The 17,061-nt window shown below is 63.0% G+C and carries 15 protein-coding genes; 8 read left to right on the top strand and 7 right to left on the bottom strand.

Features of this window, described 5'->3' with window-relative positions; genetic code table 11:
- Window positions 1–113: 113 nt before the first annotated feature.
- The 3 genes from GKC41_RS07350 to GKC41_RS07340 all read right to left on the bottom strand — a co-directional run bounded on the left by GKC41_RS07350 (window position 114) and on the right by GKC41_RS07340 (window position 3,813).
- Complete coding sequence (locus GKC41_RS07350) at window positions 114–350, bottom strand: hypothetical protein (protein ID WP_154313616.1); 237 nt, start codon at window positions 348–350, stop codon at window positions 114–116.
- A gap of 5 nt (window positions 351–355) precedes the next feature.
- The gene (locus GKC41_RS07345; RefSeq protein ID WP_418904396.1) at window positions 356–2,035 is read right to left on the bottom strand and encodes an NAD+ synthase; all 1,680 of its coding nucleotides are present in this window, start codon (window positions 2,033–2,035) and stop codon (window positions 356–358) included.
- 83 nt (window positions 2,036–2,118) lie between these two features.
- Complete coding sequence (locus GKC41_RS07340) at window positions 2,119–3,813, bottom strand: MFS transporter (protein WP_154313615.1); 1,695 nt, start codon at window positions 3,811–3,813, stop codon at window positions 2,119–2,121.
- Between the two features lie 206 nt (window positions 3,814–4,019).
- Here GKC41_RS07340 and GKC41_RS07335 point away from each other — a divergent pair, with 206 nt between their 5' ends.
- Genes GKC41_RS07335 through GKC41_RS07315 form a run of 5 tightly spaced genes read left to right on the top strand, consistent with a single transcriptional unit; the run spans window position 4,020 to window position 7,169 of the window.
- On the top strand, window positions 4,020–4,727 hold the full coding sequence (locus tag GKC41_RS07335) for a TetR/AcrR family transcriptional regulator (RefSeq protein ID WP_195760200.1): 708 nt from the start codon (window positions 4,020–4,022) through the stop codon (window positions 4,725–4,727).
- A complete protein-coding gene (locus tag GKC41_RS07330) occupies window positions 4,718–5,089 on the top strand; it encodes a YccF domain-containing protein (protein WP_154313613.1) in 372 nt (123 codons plus the stop codon). The genes GKC41_RS07335 and GKC41_RS07330 overlap by 10 nt, the downstream gene beginning before the upstream one ends.
- A 12-nt stretch (window positions 5,090–5,101) precedes the next feature.
- Window positions 5,102–5,641, top strand: a complete 540-nt coding sequence (locus GKC41_RS07325) for a peptidylprolyl isomerase (protein WP_015021693.1) — start codon at window positions 5,102–5,104, stop codon at window positions 5,639–5,641.
- A 12-nt stretch (window positions 5,642–5,653) separates the two neighbouring features.
- Complete coding sequence (locus GKC41_RS07320) at window positions 5,654–6,145, top strand: very short patch repair endonuclease (RefSeq protein ID WP_154313612.1); 492 nt, start codon at window positions 5,654–5,656, stop codon at window positions 6,143–6,145.
- Entirely contained in the window at window positions 6,111–7,169 is a 1,059-nt protein-coding gene (locus GKC41_RS07315; RefSeq protein ID WP_154313611.1) for a Gfo/Idh/MocA family protein, read from the top strand. The genes GKC41_RS07320 and GKC41_RS07315 overlap by 35 nt, the downstream gene beginning before the upstream one ends.
- Window positions 7,170–7,202: 33 nt before the next feature.
- On the opposite strand, the gene GKC41_RS07310 is transcribed toward GKC41_RS07315, so the two are convergent.
- Window positions 7,203–7,781 carry a haloacid dehalogenase-like hydrolase gene (locus tag GKC41_RS07310; protein ID WP_154313610.1) on the bottom strand — a complete coding sequence of 193 codons (579 nt, stop codon included), beginning with the start codon at window positions 7,779–7,781 and terminating at the stop codon, window positions 7,203–7,205.
- A gap of 429 nt (window positions 7,782–8,210) precedes the next feature.
- On the opposite strand from GKC41_RS07310, the gene GKC41_RS07305 reads away from it, so the two are divergent.
- Complete coding sequence (locus GKC41_RS07305; RefSeq protein ID WP_154313609.1) at window positions 8,211–8,651, top strand: MarR family winged helix-turn-helix transcriptional regulator; 441 nt, start codon at window positions 8,211–8,213, stop codon at window positions 8,649–8,651.
- A 131-nt stretch (window positions 8,652–8,782) separates the two neighbouring features.
- Here GKC41_RS07305 and GKC41_RS07300 read toward each other — a convergent pair whose 3' ends face one another.
- Both GKC41_RS07300 and GKC41_RS07295 read right to left on the bottom strand, forming a co-directional pair.
- Window positions 8,783–10,180 carry an MFS transporter gene (locus GKC41_RS07300; RefSeq protein WP_154313608.1) on the bottom strand — a complete coding sequence of 466 codons (1,398 nt, stop codon included), beginning with the start codon at window positions 10,178–10,180 and terminating at the stop codon, window positions 8,783–8,785.
- Window positions 10,181–10,365: 185 nt separating this feature from the next.
- Window positions 10,366–11,760: a replication-associated recombination protein A gene (locus tag GKC41_RS07295; protein ID WP_154313607.1), complete on the bottom strand. Its 1,395-nt coding sequence runs from the start codon at window positions 11,758–11,760 to the stop codon at window positions 10,366–10,368.
- 244 nt (window positions 11,761–12,004) lie between these two features.
- Between GKC41_RS07295 and GKC41_RS07290 the strand changes: the two genes are divergently transcribed.
- Both GKC41_RS07290 and GKC41_RS07285 read left to right on the top strand, forming a co-directional pair.
- Complete coding sequence (locus tag GKC41_RS07290) at window positions 12,005–13,519, top strand: amino acid ABC transporter substrate-binding protein/permease (protein WP_324612093.1); 1,515 nt, start codon at window positions 12,005–12,007, stop codon at window positions 13,517–13,519.
- A gap of 86 nt (window positions 13,520–13,605) precedes the next feature.
- On the top strand, window positions 13,606–14,331 hold the full coding sequence (locus GKC41_RS07285; protein WP_045936082.1) for an amino acid ABC transporter ATP-binding protein: 726 nt from the start codon (window positions 13,606–13,608) through the stop codon (window positions 14,329–14,331).
- Between the two features lie 10 nt (window positions 14,332–14,341).
- On the opposite strand, the gene GKC41_RS07280 is transcribed toward GKC41_RS07285, so the two are convergent.
- On the bottom strand, window positions 14,342–16,945 hold the full coding sequence (locus GKC41_RS07280) for a DEAD/DEAH box helicase (RefSeq protein WP_154313606.1): 2,604 nt from the start codon (window positions 16,943–16,945) through the stop codon (window positions 14,342–14,344).
- Between the last annotated feature and the right edge of the window lie 116 nt (window positions 16,946–17,061).

The raw sequence follows: 17,061 nt of genomic DNA, 5'->3' as shown, positions 1-17,061 counted from the left end.
TGGGCGCCACGCCCATATCTTGCGAGGTCGCCCGGCACACCGCCTGAGTCCCGAACCGCCCTGACCGTACGACCAACAGGTCGCCAAAGATAGAAGGCGATCCAGCAAGAGCTTCATCTGTCAGCTGACGACTGTCCCTGCCCGGGGTCTCCCTCCCAGGCCTGCCGCCAACGGCGGTCTTCTTCATCCCATTCCTTGTTCCGGCGCTTGGCGATCTTCCAGGCATCGAGGGCCTCCTGCCTGCTGTGGTAGGGGCCCATCCGCCTGTCCTGTGGTGACAGCTTGCCCTGCTCGGGTCTGCCGGTGACGGTGTTGAAGTACCAGGCCGTCCGCTCCTGTTCGGAACCCATAGCGATCACTCCCTGAAGGCGTTGGTGACTGGCAGCCGGCGATCCCGGCCGAAGGCCAGGGAGGTGACCTTGGGCCCCAACGGATACTGGCGCCGCTTCCACTCGGCCCTATCCACCAGTCGCATGACCGTGTCTACCGTGTCGGGATCGAAACCGTCGTCCAGGAGGTCGGCCCGACCGTGGGCATGCTCGATGTACGCCTCAAGGACCTTGTCGAGCAGGCTGTAGTCTGGCAGGGAATCGGAGTCCTTCTGCCCTTCACGGAGCTCGGCCGAGGGTGGCTTGACTATGGAATTGACCGGGATGGGCTCACGTTCACCCCGTGCCTGGGCCTGGGCATTGCGCCAGCGGGCCAGTTGCCAGACCCGGGTCTTAAGCAGATCCTTGATGGGCGCATAGCCGCCAACCGCATCGCCATAGATAGTTGAATAACCACAGGCCAGCTCGGACTTGTTGCCTGTGGCCAGGGCCAGAAGCCCCTCGGCATTGGCGTAGGCCATAACGATGACGCCGCGGATTCGGGCCTGCAGATTCTCTTCAGCCACCCCTTCGAGATGCAACTGCCCTTGGAAGGCGTCGAATTCGGGGCCTATGGCTTGCACCACGTAACGCACGCCCAGACGCTGGGCCAGATCGGCGGCATCGTCCCGGGAGCCCCCCGAGGAGTAGCGACTGGGCATGGAGATGCCGCGCACATGCTCCCCTCCGCAGGCATCGGCGGCCATGGTCGCCACCAGGGCCGAGTCGATCCCGCCTGAGAGCCCCAGGCAGACGCCGGTGAAATGATTCTTGGCCATATAGTCCTTTAAACCCAGCACGCAGGCCCGATAGACCTCCTCATCCCCAGGCATCTCTTCGGCCATGCAGGATTCACTGGGCAGAGGCCGCTTCCCTGGTGCAGGCAGGGCCCAAGTGGACAGATCCTGGACGAACCTTGGCGAGCGCTCCAGTAGAGTGCCATCCTGGTCCACCACAAAACTGCCTCCGTCAAAGACCAGATCGTCTTGACCGCCCACCTGGTTCAGATAGAGCAGAGGCGCGCCGACCTGCTTGGCCCGACGAGTCGCCAGCTCGTAACGGACGTGCCCCTTGCCCTCCTCGAATGGGGAACCGTTGATGGTCACCAGGAGGTCGATGTCCCGGCCAGCCAGGTCGCTGATGGGATCGCCATCCTGCCAGATATCCTCGCAGATGGCCAGCCCTATCCGGTGCCCCTGCACCTCCAGGACCACAGTCCTATCTCCCGGGGTAAAGATCCTGTACTCGTCAAAGACACCGTAGTTGGGCAGGAAGTGCTTGTCGTAGCCAGCCTCGACCCGACCCTGATGCAGGACCACCAGCCGGTTGCGGGGCCTGTCCTGATCCGTGTCGGTGCCGACGGTTCCCACGATCACATAGAGCTGGCCCAGACCCTGCTCCTCCAGCTGTCTGGCCAGACGGTCGGCCCGAGACCAGGCGGCTCGACGGAAGCTGGCCCGGAATGCCAGGTCCTCGATTGGGTAACCTGTCAGGCTCATCTCGGGAAAGACCACCAGGGTCGCCCCCTGCTCAACCGCCTTTCGGGAGTAGTCCACAATAATATCGGCGTTGCCGTCAAGATCGCCCACACAGGTGTCGATCTGAGCCAGAGCCACCAGCAGATTGCCATCCCGCCGCGGCTGTTCCTCTTGTATGCCCATACCCATGATTCTAAACCGTGTCAGGGCCGGCCCACAGGCAGACAGTCCCGAATAGGGAGCGATACGGAGAAGACGTGATTGCGGACGCCTCAGACCTTATCGGCACCAGCCTTACGGGCGGCCCGACGCACCAGTACCGAGGCAACCAATCCCAGGAAAAGCAACAGGACTGCAAAGCCCATGGCCCACTGGGCGCCTTGGGTAAACCCCTCGGTCAAGGCGTTGGTCACCTGAGGTCCTAGGACTCCCAGCCGGCCCCGGGTGCCCTGGGCCCGCATGCCGACAATGGCGTTTCCGGCTGAAGACTGGACAGATCTGACAAGGCCATCGGCCATCTGCGCCGAAATCCCCTTGAGTGCTGTCAGATGCCTTGGCAGCACCAGGCTCAGAGCCAGGGAGAGGGCAGAACCTGAGACTGCGGCGCCCAGGGCGGTCCCCCACTGGCGGATGGTGGACTGGGTGGCCGAAGCCTGGCCGGACTGGGCCACCGGAACGCCGGAGAGCACCAGGCTGGTCAGCTGTGCCGAGGCAAAGCCCAGACCGGCACCGTAAATGATCAGAGTCAGGGTCATGGGCCAGACCGGTACCGACCCACGCATGAGCAGAATGGACAGGGCCACGCCGACAATCTCCATCAGCAGGCCCGTCTGCACCGTGCCGCCGGCTCCCAGACGGGCTGAGACCACCCGGGCCAGACCACCCGAAACAACTGACCCCAGGGCCATGACACCCAGGATGGATCCGGCCCCCAGGGGGCTCAGCCCCCTGGCGTTGATCAGGTAGAGAGGCAGGACGAACATGACCGCGAACTGACCGGCGTTGACAATGGCGGCCGTGAGATTGCCCCAGCCGAAGGTGCCAATGGCGAACATGGACACGTCAAGGATGACCATCTTGCCCCTGCGCGCCCTGGCCAGCTCGATCAGCGCGAAGGCGGCCAGCAGGGCCAATCCAAGGATCAGACTGACCGGAACCGGCGACAGGGGTGCCGATGCAGACCAGTGCAGGGGGCCCAGTTCAAGTGCAGCACGGGGGCGCCACCAGCCGTAGGTCTGCCCCTCGATCAGCGCAAAGACCACCAGGGCCGATCCCAGGGCCGAAAGAAGTATGCCCTTCCAATCGGCAAGCATCCCCCAGCGGTTGCCAGTCTGCCCGGGCGCTGACTTGGTCTCGGGCACAAAAACTGCACTGGCCACAAGAACAATCAGCCCCAAGGGCAGATTGACCAGGAAGATCCACCGCCATCCGATGGTACTGGTGAAGACCCCGCCCAGGAAGGGGCCGACCGCCGCAGCGGAGGACATGACGGCCCCCCAGATGCCGAATGCAGTAGCCCGGTGACGACCCCGGAAGGTTGCGGACACGGTGGAGAGGGTGGATGGCATGACCAGGGCGCCGCCGATTCCCTGAACAAGTCGCGCCAGAAGCAGCAATGTACCGGAGGATGCCGATGCGGCGAAGACGGATCCCAGCACAAAGATGACCGTGCCCACCTGCAGAATCCGCTTGCGTCCGATCATGTCCCCCAACCGACCGGAAGGCAGGAGTAGGGCCGCCAGGACGATGCTGTAGAGAGCTGTCACCCACTGGGCTTGAGCCAGGTTGATGTGGATGGCGGCGATGATGGAAGGAATAGAGACGTTGACGATGGACGAATCCAGCACAATCATGGCCAGACCCAGGGCCAGCACCCAGAGTGCACGCCAGGGCGGTGCCGCCTCCTGAGACTCCTGGCTGCCTTTCTGACGGCCCTTCTTCACGTCTACGCTTGCCGATCCGGTCATCAGATCTCCCCTCACCATGGTCTGCGATTTTTTGCGACTATACGTCGCGAAAATCTGTCTGGCAAGTTCACTCAGCGCGGACAAGCCGCACGCTAAAGAGGTCCTTTCAGCTTGGCTCTGCTGCAAATAGGCCATATCATATGCCCCAAGACCGGCCGAACCCGATTCACAATCGCAGCACCCGGCTGGCCAGACCAAGGAGGACCATGCCCAGGATTCGCGAATCCACGCTCCAGGAGCACCGAGCCAAAACCCTGGACCGGATCATCGCCGCCGCCGAGGCCATCCTGCGCACCGGCGGACGCGGCCGGCTGACCATGGCCGAGGTGGCCCGACGCACCAATCTGGCCCGGAACTCCCTCTACCGCTACGCCCGGGATGCCGACCAGCTCTGCGACATGGTCATGGAACGGCATCTGCCCGACTGGGGTCTGGCCCTGGATCAGGCCCTGGGCAGGACGGACGACCCGGGCCGGACGATCGAGGTCTGGACCCGCACCAATCTGGAGCAGGCCGGACTGCATGGACACGGTTGGCTGATGAACCTTTACGCCGAGCAGCACGACGAGCAGTTACGCCAGGCCCTGATCTACGGCAGTCCCTCGAATCCCCATGAGCCCGGCCTAAGGAGCGATCGGTCCACAGACCGGCAAATCCAAGCCCTGCTGGACTTCCACCGGCAGGTCAACCAGCCGCTGATCCAGGCTTGGGCAGCCCTGCGACCAGCAGATCCGGCCATGGGTGTGGAGGTGACGCGAGGCATAGTCCAATCCGGCATGCGCCTGATTGATGCCATGGACCAGGAGCTTGAGCCTGAGCAACGGCAGAAACGACTGACCATCATCATCGAGAAGGTGACCGCCTGCGCCAAGGCCGTCACCGCCACCCTGACGGAAGGACCTACATGCGCCTGATCGGCAACATCTGCTGGCTGCTGCTGGGAGGACTGGCCATCGCACTGGCCTGGACCCTGGTGGGCATCGTGCTCTGCCTGACCGTGGTAGGCATCCCCCTGGGCGTCCAGGCCTTCAAAATGGCCAGACTGACCCTGACCCCCTTCGGCAGGCAGGTCATCTATGGAGGCGGGTTGGGATCCTGGCTGGCCAATCTGCTCTGGATCATCCTGGGCGGTTGGTGGCTGGCTCTGGCCTATCTGGCGGCCGGGCTGGTCACCATGCTGACCGTGGTGGGCATACCCTTCGGCCTGCAGGCCTTCAAGATGGCCCGCCTGGCCCTGATGCCCTTCGGATCCTCGGTGCGCGTCGCCATCTTATGAAAGGATTGGGATATGAGCACAGTCATCATGCATACCTCAGAAGGCGACATTCGCCTGGACCTCTTTGACGACAAGGCCCCTGAAACCGTAGCCAACTTCCTGGATCTGGCCGCCGGCCGCAAGGAATGGACCGATCCCGAGACGGGCCGGAAGCGTCAGGATCCCTTCTATGACGGGCTGACCTTCCACCGGATCATCAAGGACTTCATGATCCAGGGCGGCTGCCCGCTGGGCACCGGCACAGGCGGCCCCGGCTACGAGTTCGACGATGAGATCGACCCCTCCCTGACCTTTGAGGAACCCTACAAGCTGGCCATGGCCAATGCAGGGCTGCGCCGGGACCCCGCCACCGGAAAGACCCACGGCACCAACGGATCGCAGTTCTTCATCACCACCGTGCCCACCCCCTGGCTGAATGGGCATCACACCATCTTCGGCCAGGTCGCCGACGAGGATTCACGGAATGTGGTCGACAAGCTGGATGCCGTGGCCACCGACCCGGGCGACCGTCCCCTCGAGCCGGTCTTCATCAACAGCGTCGAAGTCCTCTGAGCCGTGCCGGGGATGGTTTCGAAAAAGACACCCAGCAGATTCCAGCCCGGCACACGCAGCTACACCATGTCCCGGATCAGGGGCACGGAAACATCAATAGAACGCCAGGTCCGGTCCTACCTCTTTTCGCGAGGTCTGCGTTTTCGCAAAAATGACAAGAGGTATCCGGGCCATCCTGATGTGGTTCTGCCCAAGTGGCGGGCCATGGTATTCGTCAATGGCTGTTTCTGGCACATGCATCAGGGCTGTGCCAAATTCTCCCTTCCCAAATCCAATGTGGAGTTTTGGACAACAAAGCTGACAAGGAACCGTCTGCGGGATCAGGAGCAGGGGGAAAAGCTGAAAGCCATGGGCTGGCGGGTTTTCACAGTCTGGGAGTGCCAGCTGGACGCCCGCCATGCCCAGGAAACCTTGCAGAAATTGTATGAGGCCATCACAGCAGATGGCGATTCGAACGAAGGAGTCAAGAATGAGCAGATTGAACGGCAAACGGCAAGAAGCTGAGCAGAAGGACATGCGGGTCAACTTCGCCATTCTCGGAGCCGGACGGATAGCCAACGCCCTGGCCAAGACGGTGGTCATGATGGCACAAGACCCGCAGTACAGCCACCTGGTGGCCCCCTACGCCGTGGCAGCCAGGGACGGGAATCGCGCAGCCGCCTTCGCCGAAAAATATGGATTCCAGCATTCCTATGGCTCCTACCAGGAACTCCTGGATGATCCCCAAGTGGATCTGGTCTACATCGCCACGCCTCACAGCCTCCACGCCGAGCAGGCCATCGCCTGCATGAAGGCCGGAAAGAACGTGCTGGTCGAGAAGTCCTTCACAGCCAACGCCGATCAGGCCAGGCAGGTCATTGAGACGTCCGAAAGCACCGGCCTGCTCTGCACCGAGGCCATCTGGACCAGGTACATGCCCTCGCGCTCCATCATCGACGACATCATCTCCTCAGGGGAAATCGGCACTGTCAAGACCGTCACCGCCAATCTGGGTTACGTGACCGTGGGCAAGGCCAGAATGACCGATCCGGCCCTGGCCGGCGGCGCCCTGCTCGACGTGGGCGTCTACCCCCTCAACTTCATCGACATGGTCATGGGACCCAAGCCCATTGAACGTGTCTGCACGGATTGGGTACGCAGCCCGGAGGGCGTGGACAGCCAGAACTCCACGACCATTCTCTACCAGGATGGATCCATGGGCGCAGCGACCAGCTCCATGGTCTCAGACAGCGACCGGACCGGTAGCATCTGGGGAGACCGGGGTTACCTGCAGTGCGCCAACATCAACAACGTGGAGTCCATCGACCTGTACGACGGGGACCACAAATTGAGGAAGAGCTACCCCATCCCCAATCAGCTGACCGGTTATGAGTACGAGGTGGCCAGCGCCGCACAGGCCATCCTGGACGGCAAGACCGAGTGCGCCCAGATGCCCCACAAGGACACCATGCGCATCATGGAGCTCATGGACTCCCTGCGCCGCCAGTGGGGGTTGGTCTTTCCCTTCGAATCGAGAACCAGCAGATAAAGCTGTAGATAAAAGCCATGGTGACCAGCCTGCCTATTTGATGCGGCGGACCTTGCCATGCTCGACCAGGTAGGCCCGCCGGGCAAGATCGATCATGGGCAGATCGAAGGCCGAATCGGTGTAGAAGGCGTCGATGGCCGTCTCCTGACCCAGGATCCGCTGAAAGTGCAGGGGCTTGTCGGGTCCAAAGTTGAGGTAGCCCACGGTCAGTGACTCCAAATCCAGGGTGGAGCCGATGCAGCGGGTGATACCCAGGCGCCGGCAGGCCTCCCCCGCCACCAAATCGAAGGAGGCGGTCACCACCACGTCGTCGGCCTGGGGGGTGTACCAATCCATGATCTTGTGCATGTGGGCATCCCAGAACTGGCTGACCAGCCGGTCCATGTCAAATCCGGGGCGCGAGGTCAGCCGACGCAGGTAGCGCGAGCCCACCCGACGCATGGCCGAGTCCAGTTGCTCCAGGGTGACCCGGCCCAGGCGGTAGCGGACTGCATAGAAAAGGGCAATCGGCAGATAGTGCAGCACCCGCGGATCCTTGCGGGCAGTGAACAGGTAGAAGTCAAGCAGGCTTTCGCCATCGTAGATGGTGCCGTCGAAGTCCAGTACCCGCATGCCAATCCTTTCCAGATCCAGTCGCAAAAAGGGAACATCTTAGCATACCGTGGAGCAATGACGGTGATAATCCCCGACCTCGACCGACCCTGACCCGCCACAGGCTGACCTGTTTGGCCGCGCAAATGGGCGATTCCTTTCAGCCCACGAGACTGATGTAGACAAAATTCCTGGATTATCGACTGAAATAGCTATCGAGCAGGAGCGGAGCCTGAGGAATCTTAATGAGCCTGGCCAATGCCCGAATCGTGGACCATCCCCATGGTGTCGCCGGTATTGATATGATGAAAAATGCGTCGTCCGTGCTGGGCCGAGGCTAGGGAGTTGCCGGAAATGGGCCTGGAAGGGGAACGGCGCCGAAGGGATCCATGCGGTCAATTATGCCCGCCGAACTCTTTGAACATCCTTACCAGCTAGGGGGCAGCAACGATGTTGAAGAAGAGCCACTACCACAACCTGAGCAGCTGTATAGCCGGAATCTACCGGCATGCACGAAACGATGCCAGCCGGTACACAGGCGACTTCACCTTACGAGGTACCCAGGGTGATCTGATTGTATACCTCTATGACCACCCGGGTCTCAGCCAGCGACAGATAGCCAGGGACCTGTGTGTGGACCCCAGTCTGCTGGCCCGGGATCTCAAGGCTTTGAAGGCCCAGGGTCTGGTCAGCCGTGAACAGAACCCCGCCGATCACCGGGTCAACATCATCGCCCTGACCAGGTCGGGCGCGGACATAGCCCGCAGGAGAATCAGGTCGGTCAACAACTGGTGGATCGATCTGTTCAAGCAGAATCCCGATATCGACCCCGAGACCTTCCAGAGCGAATTGCGCTGCGTCTACAACCGGCTGCTGGCCAACCAGCTCTGATCCCTCTTTGCTGACAAAGAATCTTTACTAAGAAAAGGACCTGGCCGAACCATTCGCCGTCTCCCGACGGCTCCAGGCTCATGCCAGGCTCCTTGTTTTTCAGACTCCTTACGCTCTTGTGGCGGCTTGTATCAGCCCACCGAGCGGCCGGAGGTCTCCCAGCCCATCAGGCCCACAACCAGCATGGAGGCCAGGGCCACCAGACTGATGGTGACGAAGATTGAGGTGCTCCCCCACTGGCTCAGCATGGCCCCGATCAGCACAGGCATGAGCACATTACAGAGCTTGGCAACGGCATTGGCAATGCCCACGCAGCGGAAGCGGACCGTGGTCGGGAAGAGCTCAGGCGCATAGACGGCCACCACCGAAGACATGAGGACATAGAGGCTGGCCATAAGCAGGATGCCCACCAGAATGGCCGTGACTTGGCTGGTCTGCGCAGCGTAGAGCAGACCGAAGACCGCCGTCAGCAGGAAGGCCGTGACGATGATCCGCTTGCGGCCGATCCGGTCCAGAAGCAGGGATCCGATCAGGCAGCCCAGGGGGGCGCCCAGCATCATCAGCGTGCTGATCCACAGGGATCCGCTCAGATTAATGCCCCGCTTGAGCAGGATTGTGGGCACCCAGGAGGTGAAGGCGTAGGAGCAGACGTTGGTGGCCGAGACCGCCACAGTGGCCACAATCAGGCCGCGAACCACGCTACCCGATGCCTTGGCAGGTGCCTCAACGCCCTCATCCTCGCCAGCAAGTGCGGAACCGCTGACGGAATCGGAGCTTGACCCTCCTCGGCCATTGTCGGCCTCCAGAAGCTCGACCACCTGGACGGCCTCGTCCATCCGCCCGTGCAGGGCCAGCCAGCGAGGGGACTCGGGGATGTCACGCCGCAGGTACCAGATCAGCGCCGCCGCCAGACCGATACCCACGAAGAGCGGCCGCCAGGACCAGCGTGGGATGATCCAGGCGCACAGGAGCATGGCCAGGGGCACTCCGGTGTTGGCTACCAGCGAGACGATGGCGCTCCAACGGCCCCGGTGCTTGATGGGAGCGAATTCGTTGACCATGGAAAAACCAGTGACAATCTCGGCGCCCAGCCCCAGACCGGCCCCCAGACGGCAGACCGAGAGAATGGCCATGTTCGGCGCCAAGGCGCCCAGCAGGGTAAAGCCGCCGAAGAGCAGCAGATTGATCTGATAGGCGGTCTTGCGCCCCCGCAGGTCCCCGACGAACCCGGCCAGCAGCGAGCCGACCAGAAGCCCCAGAAAACCCGCCGACAGGAAGAGGGAATTCTGGGCGACCGTGGACCACCCGGTGCTCAGCGCCGAACTGGCTACTGCGCTGCCCACATAGACATCGATGCTGTCCATGAGCATTCCCGCGGCCACCAGGGCCACGATCTTGTAAAAAGTAGCCGATTCACGAGCATTGTCTACTCGCCGGGTAATCTCCCGGACCGCCAGGCCGTCCCCGGCAAGGCCGGGATTCTTGGATTGCTCGGATATGTCTGCATTGTCAATGACCGCTGTCGACATCGTCACCCTCGCGCCCGTGCATGAGGCAGGCATGCCCCATGTGTCCATGCCAGACCCGCCGACGGCGACACGCTCCTTGTGGGAGCTTGGCGACCGTCAATATGGAAGGCCTGGACCCTGCGGCGTTTCGGTCATTGTGTGGCTACTCAACGTCTATTGGGTGCCAAGTATAGGAGTCCGGACGGTCATTGCCCAGACCCGGCGTTTCCCTCCGGCCCGGCGGCCCTGTCCAGGATGGCCCTGATGGCTTCCAGACGGGGGCCCAGCTGACGCTCATAGCCCCGATCATTGGGGTGGTAGTAGCGTCGTCCGACCAGTTCGTCAGGCATGTACTGCTGAGGCGCCACCGCGTCCGGCGCATCGTGGGCATACTGATAGCCCTCGTGGTTGCCCCAGGCCTTCATCAGCTTGGTGGGAGCGTTGCGCAGATGAAGGGGAACCTGGCCGATATGCCCGGCGTCCACGTCCTCCAGGGCCTGGTTGATGGCCAGGTAAGACGCGTTGGACTTGGGTGCGGTGGCCACGGCAATGACTGCTTCGGCCAGAATCAGCCGGGCCTCCGGCATGCCCACCATGGCCACGGCCTGGGCAGCCGCGACCGTGATCTCCAGCACCTCCGGAGAGGCCATACCCACCTCCTCGGCGGAGGCGATCATGATCCGTCGGGCGATGAAGCGCGGGTCCTCGCCGGCCCGGATCATCCGGGCCAGGTAGTGCAGGGCCGCATCCACGTCGGATCCCCGCATGGACTTGATGAAGGCCGAGGCCACGTCATAGTGATCGTCACCCTTCTTGTCATAACGGACGGCGGCCACATCCATGACCGAGGAGACCACCTTGGCACTGACCAGGGGTCGACGCGCACCCTTGGCACGAGGCCCGTCCTCGGTGACCGCCCCGGCCGCAGCCTCCAGAATGGTCAGGGCCCGGCGGGCGTCACCCCCGGCAAAACGCACGATTTGGTCCAAAGCCGCCGAATCCAGCCGCACCTGGTCCTTGAGCCCACGCTGGTCCTTGACAGCCCTGCGGACCAGCTTGGCCAGGTCCTGGTCGTCCAGGGCCTCCAGCTTGACCACCACCGAGCGCGAGAGCAGGGGCGCAATGACAGAAAAGCTGGGATTTTCGGTGGTGGCTGCGATGAAAGTCACATCCCGGTTCTCCACGCTTGGCAGCAGGGCATCCTGCTGGGACTTGGAAAAGCGGTGGACCTCATCGATAAAGAGGACCGTCTCCTGCCCTTGGCTGACCAGCCGCTCCCGGGCCTGGGCGAGGACCTGCCGCACCTCCTTGACCCCCGAGGTGACGGCCGAAAGCTCCTCGAAATGCCGCCCGGACTGTCGGGCCACGATGTAGGCCAAGGTGGTCTTGCCCACCCCGGGAGGGCCGAAAAGAATGACCGAGCTGGGAGCCGTCAGACGGTTGTTCGGGTCCGAACGGGCCAGTCGCTCCAAGGGGGTTCCCGGAGCCGTGACCTTGTCCTGGCCGACCACCTCGTCCAGGCTTCTGGGCCGCATCCTGACCGCCAAAGGCAGGGTGTGCTCCTCTGGGGGATCCGCCGCCTGGAAGAGATCATCAACCATCTGCAATACCTCATTCCTAGGGGCCCCTATGGCTCCCTGCCCTCACCAGCATAGGCCTGTGCCTGCCACAAACAGGAAGGCGAACGCGCTAGACTGGAAACCCATATGGCCGTATCGCCCAGCGCGTAGTTGGGTCCCGGAAACACGGTTTGTGTACAGTTTACTGGTCATCCGCCTGAATATCTTCAGGTAGGCCCATGGAAAACTAGGACCGGCACAGTCGGAACAATAAGGAGAATCGCCAGTGATCGCCAAGCATGTTCGCCAGGGATGGACATCGGGTCCAGGCAGGTGGGCCATCGGCCTGCTCGCCCTGGTCCTGGGGCTCTCAGCCCTGATCGTCGCCCCCCTGGCCACGCCGGCGCAGGCGGCCGAGGACTCCCCCGCCGCTCAAGCGGTCCATGGACGCACCTTCCGTGTCGCTACCGACACCACCTTTGCACCCTTCGAATTCAGGGACTCCTCCGGCAAGCTGGTCGGCATCGATATGGATCTGATCCGCAAGATCGCCGACATCGAGGGGTTCTCGGTGCAAATCCAGTCCTTGGGCTTCAACGCCGCCCTGCAGGCCTTGAACTCCCAGCAGGCCGATGTGGTCATAGCCGGCATGACCATCACCGACCAGCGCAAGCAGGTCTACGACTTCACCGACCCCTATTTCGACTCCGGCGTGCAGATGGCCATCGCCAAGGACAACGACCAGATCCACAGCTACAAGGATTTGCAAGGCACGGTGGTGGCCGTCAAGACGGGCAGCGAGGGCGAGGCTTTCGCCAAGCAGCGTGCGGCCCAATACGGCTTTACGGTCAAGGCGGTGGACCAGTCCTCCACCATGTATGAGATGGTCAAGTCCGGCAATGCCCAGGCGGTCATCGACGACTACCCGGTCCTGGCTTACGGCATCGCCCAGGGCAACGGACTGAAGACCGTGACCAAGAAGGAGCCTGGCGCCTCCTACGGGGCGGCCGTCCGCAAGGGCGAGAACAAGGAGTTCGTGGCCGCCTTCAACGAGGGCCTGGCCAAGATGAAGGCCGATGGCAGCTATAAGAAGCTGGTCGATTCCTATGTAGGCAGCGGCCACTCCAGCAAGAGTGCCCCCGCCTCCCGGCCAGGATTCTTCGAACTGGTCCGCCAGGCCTTCCCCTCCCTGATGCTGGGCCTGCGCAACACCCTGGCCATCACAGCCATATCGTTCGTCATCGCCCTGGCCATCGGCATCATCCTGGGACTGTGGCGAATCAGCCCCAACCGGATCCTGTCCTGGATTGCCCGCATCTACGTGGCGGTCTTCAGGGGCACACCCGTCCTGGTCTGGGCCTTCTTCTTCTACCTGGGTGTCCCCCAGCTGATCGGCCACCGCATCAGCATCTGGCTGGCCGGCGCGCTGACACTGTCCCTCAACTCCGGAGCCTACCTGGTTGAGATCGTGCGCGGGGCCATCGACTCGGTGGACGTCGGGCAGATGGAGGGGGCCCGCAGCCTGGGACTGACACGACGCATGGCCCTGCGCCGGGTCATCCTGCCCCAGGCCGTAAGGTTCGCCACGCCCTCCATCATCAACCAGCTGGTCATCATGCTCAAGGATTCCTCCCTGCTGCTGGCCATCGGCTTCGGCGAACTGCTCTACCAGGCACAGCAGATCTACGCGGCCAACTTCCGCGTGACCGAAACCCTGTTCATGGTGGGCGTCATCTACTTCGTCGCCATCAGCGCCCTGACCTGGATGGCCAATATGCTCGATAGGAGGCTGCATCGATGAACTTCGAGGACCCGGACATGGACACCGGACGACTGACCCGTCGCATCCGTCAGAACCAAAGTCGCCGCAACCAGGGAGAGTCCCAGATGGCCGTATCCATCCGCGACCTGCACAAGCGCTACGGCGACACCGAGGTCCTCAAGGGGATCGACATGGAGGTCAAGCCGGGCGAGGTCATCTCCATCATCGGCCCCTCCGGCGCGGGCAAGTCCACCCTGCTGCGCTGCATCAACGCCCTGGAGATGCCGACCTCGGGCACCATCAGCGTCTACGGGATCGACATTTCCGATCCAAAGACCAACATCGACAAGCTGCGCGAGCACGTGGGCATGGTCTTCCAGCACTTCAACCTCTTCCCCAACATGAGTGTGGCCGACAACATCATGCTGGCCCCTCATATGCTGCACAAGACGCCCAAGGAGGATGCCCGTCAGCAGGCTCTGGACCTGCTGGAGACCGTAGGGCTTCAGGAGAAGGCGGACGCGCGGCCCACGGATCTGTCAGGCGGGCAGCAGCAGCGTGTGGCCATCGCCCGCGCCCTGGCCATGCACCCGGACATCATGCTCTTCGACGAGGCCACCTCGGCCCTGGATCCGGAGATGGTGGGCGACGTGCTTGAAGTCATCCGCTCCCTGGCTGAGGGCGGCATGACTATGATTCTGGTCACCCACGAGATGGCTTTCGCCCGGGAGGTCTCCTCCAGGGTGATCTTCACCGATGCCGGGATCATCGAGGAGGAGGGCACGCCCGAACAGATCTTCGGCCACCCCCAGAGCCCTCGGCTGCAGTCCTTCCTCTCCAAGGTCCTGTAACGCCTCGGGGCTAGAGTTCCATCAGTTCCTCGATGGGACCCACCCGGTATTCCTTGAAGACCACCTGGCCGCTCTCCTGGGTGGCATCCAGGTCCACGATGCCTGCGATGCCCCAGTCGTGCTCCCCCTCGACGTCGTCGAAGATCTGTTGGACCCGCCAGGTGTGCCCCTGGTGCTCGTCCCGGTCATCCAGGCTGAAGAAGTCCGAGGACCTGGCCTGGGCATCGGTCAGGATCCGCTCATGGTCCTCGTAGAGGTCGTCCAGTGCGTCGCTCCAGGCCCGCAGACCGTATCCCCAGTCCGCATCCAGCTCGGCCAGGGCCTCCGGCCGGTCGGCGGCAACCAGCTCCACCCGCTGGAACATGGCATTGCGCACCAGCAGGGTCAACCCACGCCGGTCCGCCACCACCTGGTTCTCCACCTTGGGCGGGGCGGCATCCAGGCCGCTTGCGGCTTCGCCATTTTCAGCCCTGCCCGCGGCCTCCCACTCATCCACCAGGCTGGAATCCACCGAACGGACTATCAGTCCCAACCAGGCCAGGATGTCCTCCAGTCGCTCATCCATGAACTCTTCGGGGACCGTCCTGCTGAGCGCCCGATAGGCATCGGACAGGTATCGCAGCAGGGTCCCCTCCGACCGGGATATTCCGTAGCGGGCGATGTAGCCGTTGAAGTCCGAGGCCGTCTCGATCATGTCCCGCAGAACGGACTTGGGGTGGATCTCATAGTCGTTGGCCCAGGGAACATCCCGACGGTAGCGGTCGAAGGCCTCCCCCAGCAGCTCCTCCAGGGGCTTGGGCCAGGTCACCTCCTGCAGACGCTCCATCCGTTCCTCGTACTCCAGGCCATCCTCCTTCATCTGCTGGATGGCCGCGTCACGGGCCTGCCGCTGCTGGGCCTTGAGAATCTGCCGGGGATCCTCCAGGGTGGCCTCGACCATGGAGAGCAGATTCATGTCGTAGTCAGGGTCCTCGGGATCCAGCAGCTCCAGGGCGGCCAGCAGGAAGGGCGAGAGGGGCTGGTCCAGGGCGAAATCCTCGGGCAGGTCCACGGTCGTGAAGTAGTCCAGGCCGCCGTCGGGGTTTCGTTCGGTCTCGATGACCCCGGTGTCGGTCAGGGTCTGGAAGATCTCGTCGGCCCGGTCCTGCAGATGCTCCTTCTGCTGCGGGGTCTGACGGGAGTCCTCGATCAGGTCCTCCACCCGCCTCCTGGCATCCCCGCCCTGGTCGACCTCGTTGAGCACCATGGCATGGGAGATCTTCAGGTGCGGCGTCAGGGTCTCGGGACGGGCCTCGATCAGCTTGTCGAAGGTGCCCTTGCCCCAGGTGACGAATCCCTCCTGGGGCTTCTTGTGTTTGATCCGCTTGAGCTTCTTGGGGTCGTTGCCAGCCTTGGCCACGGCCCTGGCGTTCTCAATCTCGTATTCGGGGGCCTCGGCCACGACCAGCCCGCTGGTATCGAAGCCCATGCGCCCGGCCCTGCCAGCGATCTGGTGGAATTCCCGAGCCCTCAGGCGACGCATCCTGTAGCCGTCGAACTTGGTCAGCCCGGTCAGCAGGACCGTGTGGATGGGCACATTGATGCCGACCCCCAGGGTGTCCGTGCCACAGATGACCGGCAGAAGGCCATCCTGGGCCAGCTGCTCCACCAGACGCCGATACCGGGGCAGCATGCCCGCATGGTGGACCCCGACCCCGGTGCGCAACAAGCGCTGCAGAATCCTACCGAAGGCCGTGGTGAAGCGGGTGCCGGCCATGGCCTCCTTGATCCGGTCCCGCTGGCCCCGGTCGGAGACCCCCGTGCTGGACAGGGCCTGGGCCGTCTCCAGGGCGGCATCCTGGGAGAAGTGAACAATGTAGACCGGCGAATCCCCATCGGCCAGCAAGGACTCCACAGTGTTGAGCAAGGGGGTGTCCACATAACGGTAGTCCAGAGGCACCGGTCGTGGGGCATCGGCGACGATGTCCACACCCACCCCGGTTTTGCGCTCCAGGTCCACGGCGATCTGATCCACGTCGCCCAGGGTGGCCGACATGAGCAGGAACTGCACATCGGGCAGGGTCAGCAGGGGCACCTGCCAGGCCCAGCCTCGGTCCGGGTCCCCGTAATAGTGGAACTCATCCATGGCCACGCAACCGATGTCGGCATGCCTGCCCTCCCTCAAGGCCTGGTTGGCCAGGATCTCGGCGGTGCAGCAGATGACCGGGGCATCCGTATTGATGTGGGTGTCGCCGGTGATCATGCCCACCCGGTCGCGGCCCAGGACCGAGACCAGGTCGAAGAACTTCTCGGAGACCAGGGCCTTGATGGGGGCCGTGTAGTAGGAACGCCGCCCGGTGCACAGGGCGATGAAGTGCATGGCCAAAGCCACCATGGACTTGCCCGAACCGGTCGGGGTCGACAGGATCACATGGTCGCCTGAAACCAGGGAGAGGACGGCCTCCTCCTGATGCGGCCAGGGGGTGATGCCTCGGGAAGCCACCCAGGAGAAGAAGCGGTCGTAGATCTGATCCTCGGTCAGGTTGCGGGGGCCTCCCGCCTCGGGGACCAGGTCACCCAGGGATGGAGGCTGGTCGGTTGAGGCGGTTGAGGAATCAGCATGTTCTTGGACCATGTCCACCAGTCTATCCGGCCAGGCACACAAGTCCGGCCGGAGGCCGGCTTCGTTACCTGACGCTTAAGTCCATAAAACGGACAAGCGACCAGGCAACAAAGCAGCCGGGAGATCTT

This window comes from Bifidobacterium asteroides, assembly GCF_009683175.1.
Classification (GTDB): domain Bacteria; phylum Actinomycetota; class Actinomycetes; order Actinomycetales; family Bifidobacteriaceae; genus Bombiscardovia; species Bombiscardovia asteroides_H.
Note: the sequence above shows the minus strand (reverse complement) of the source record. Positions and strands in the feature narration are given on the sequence as shown.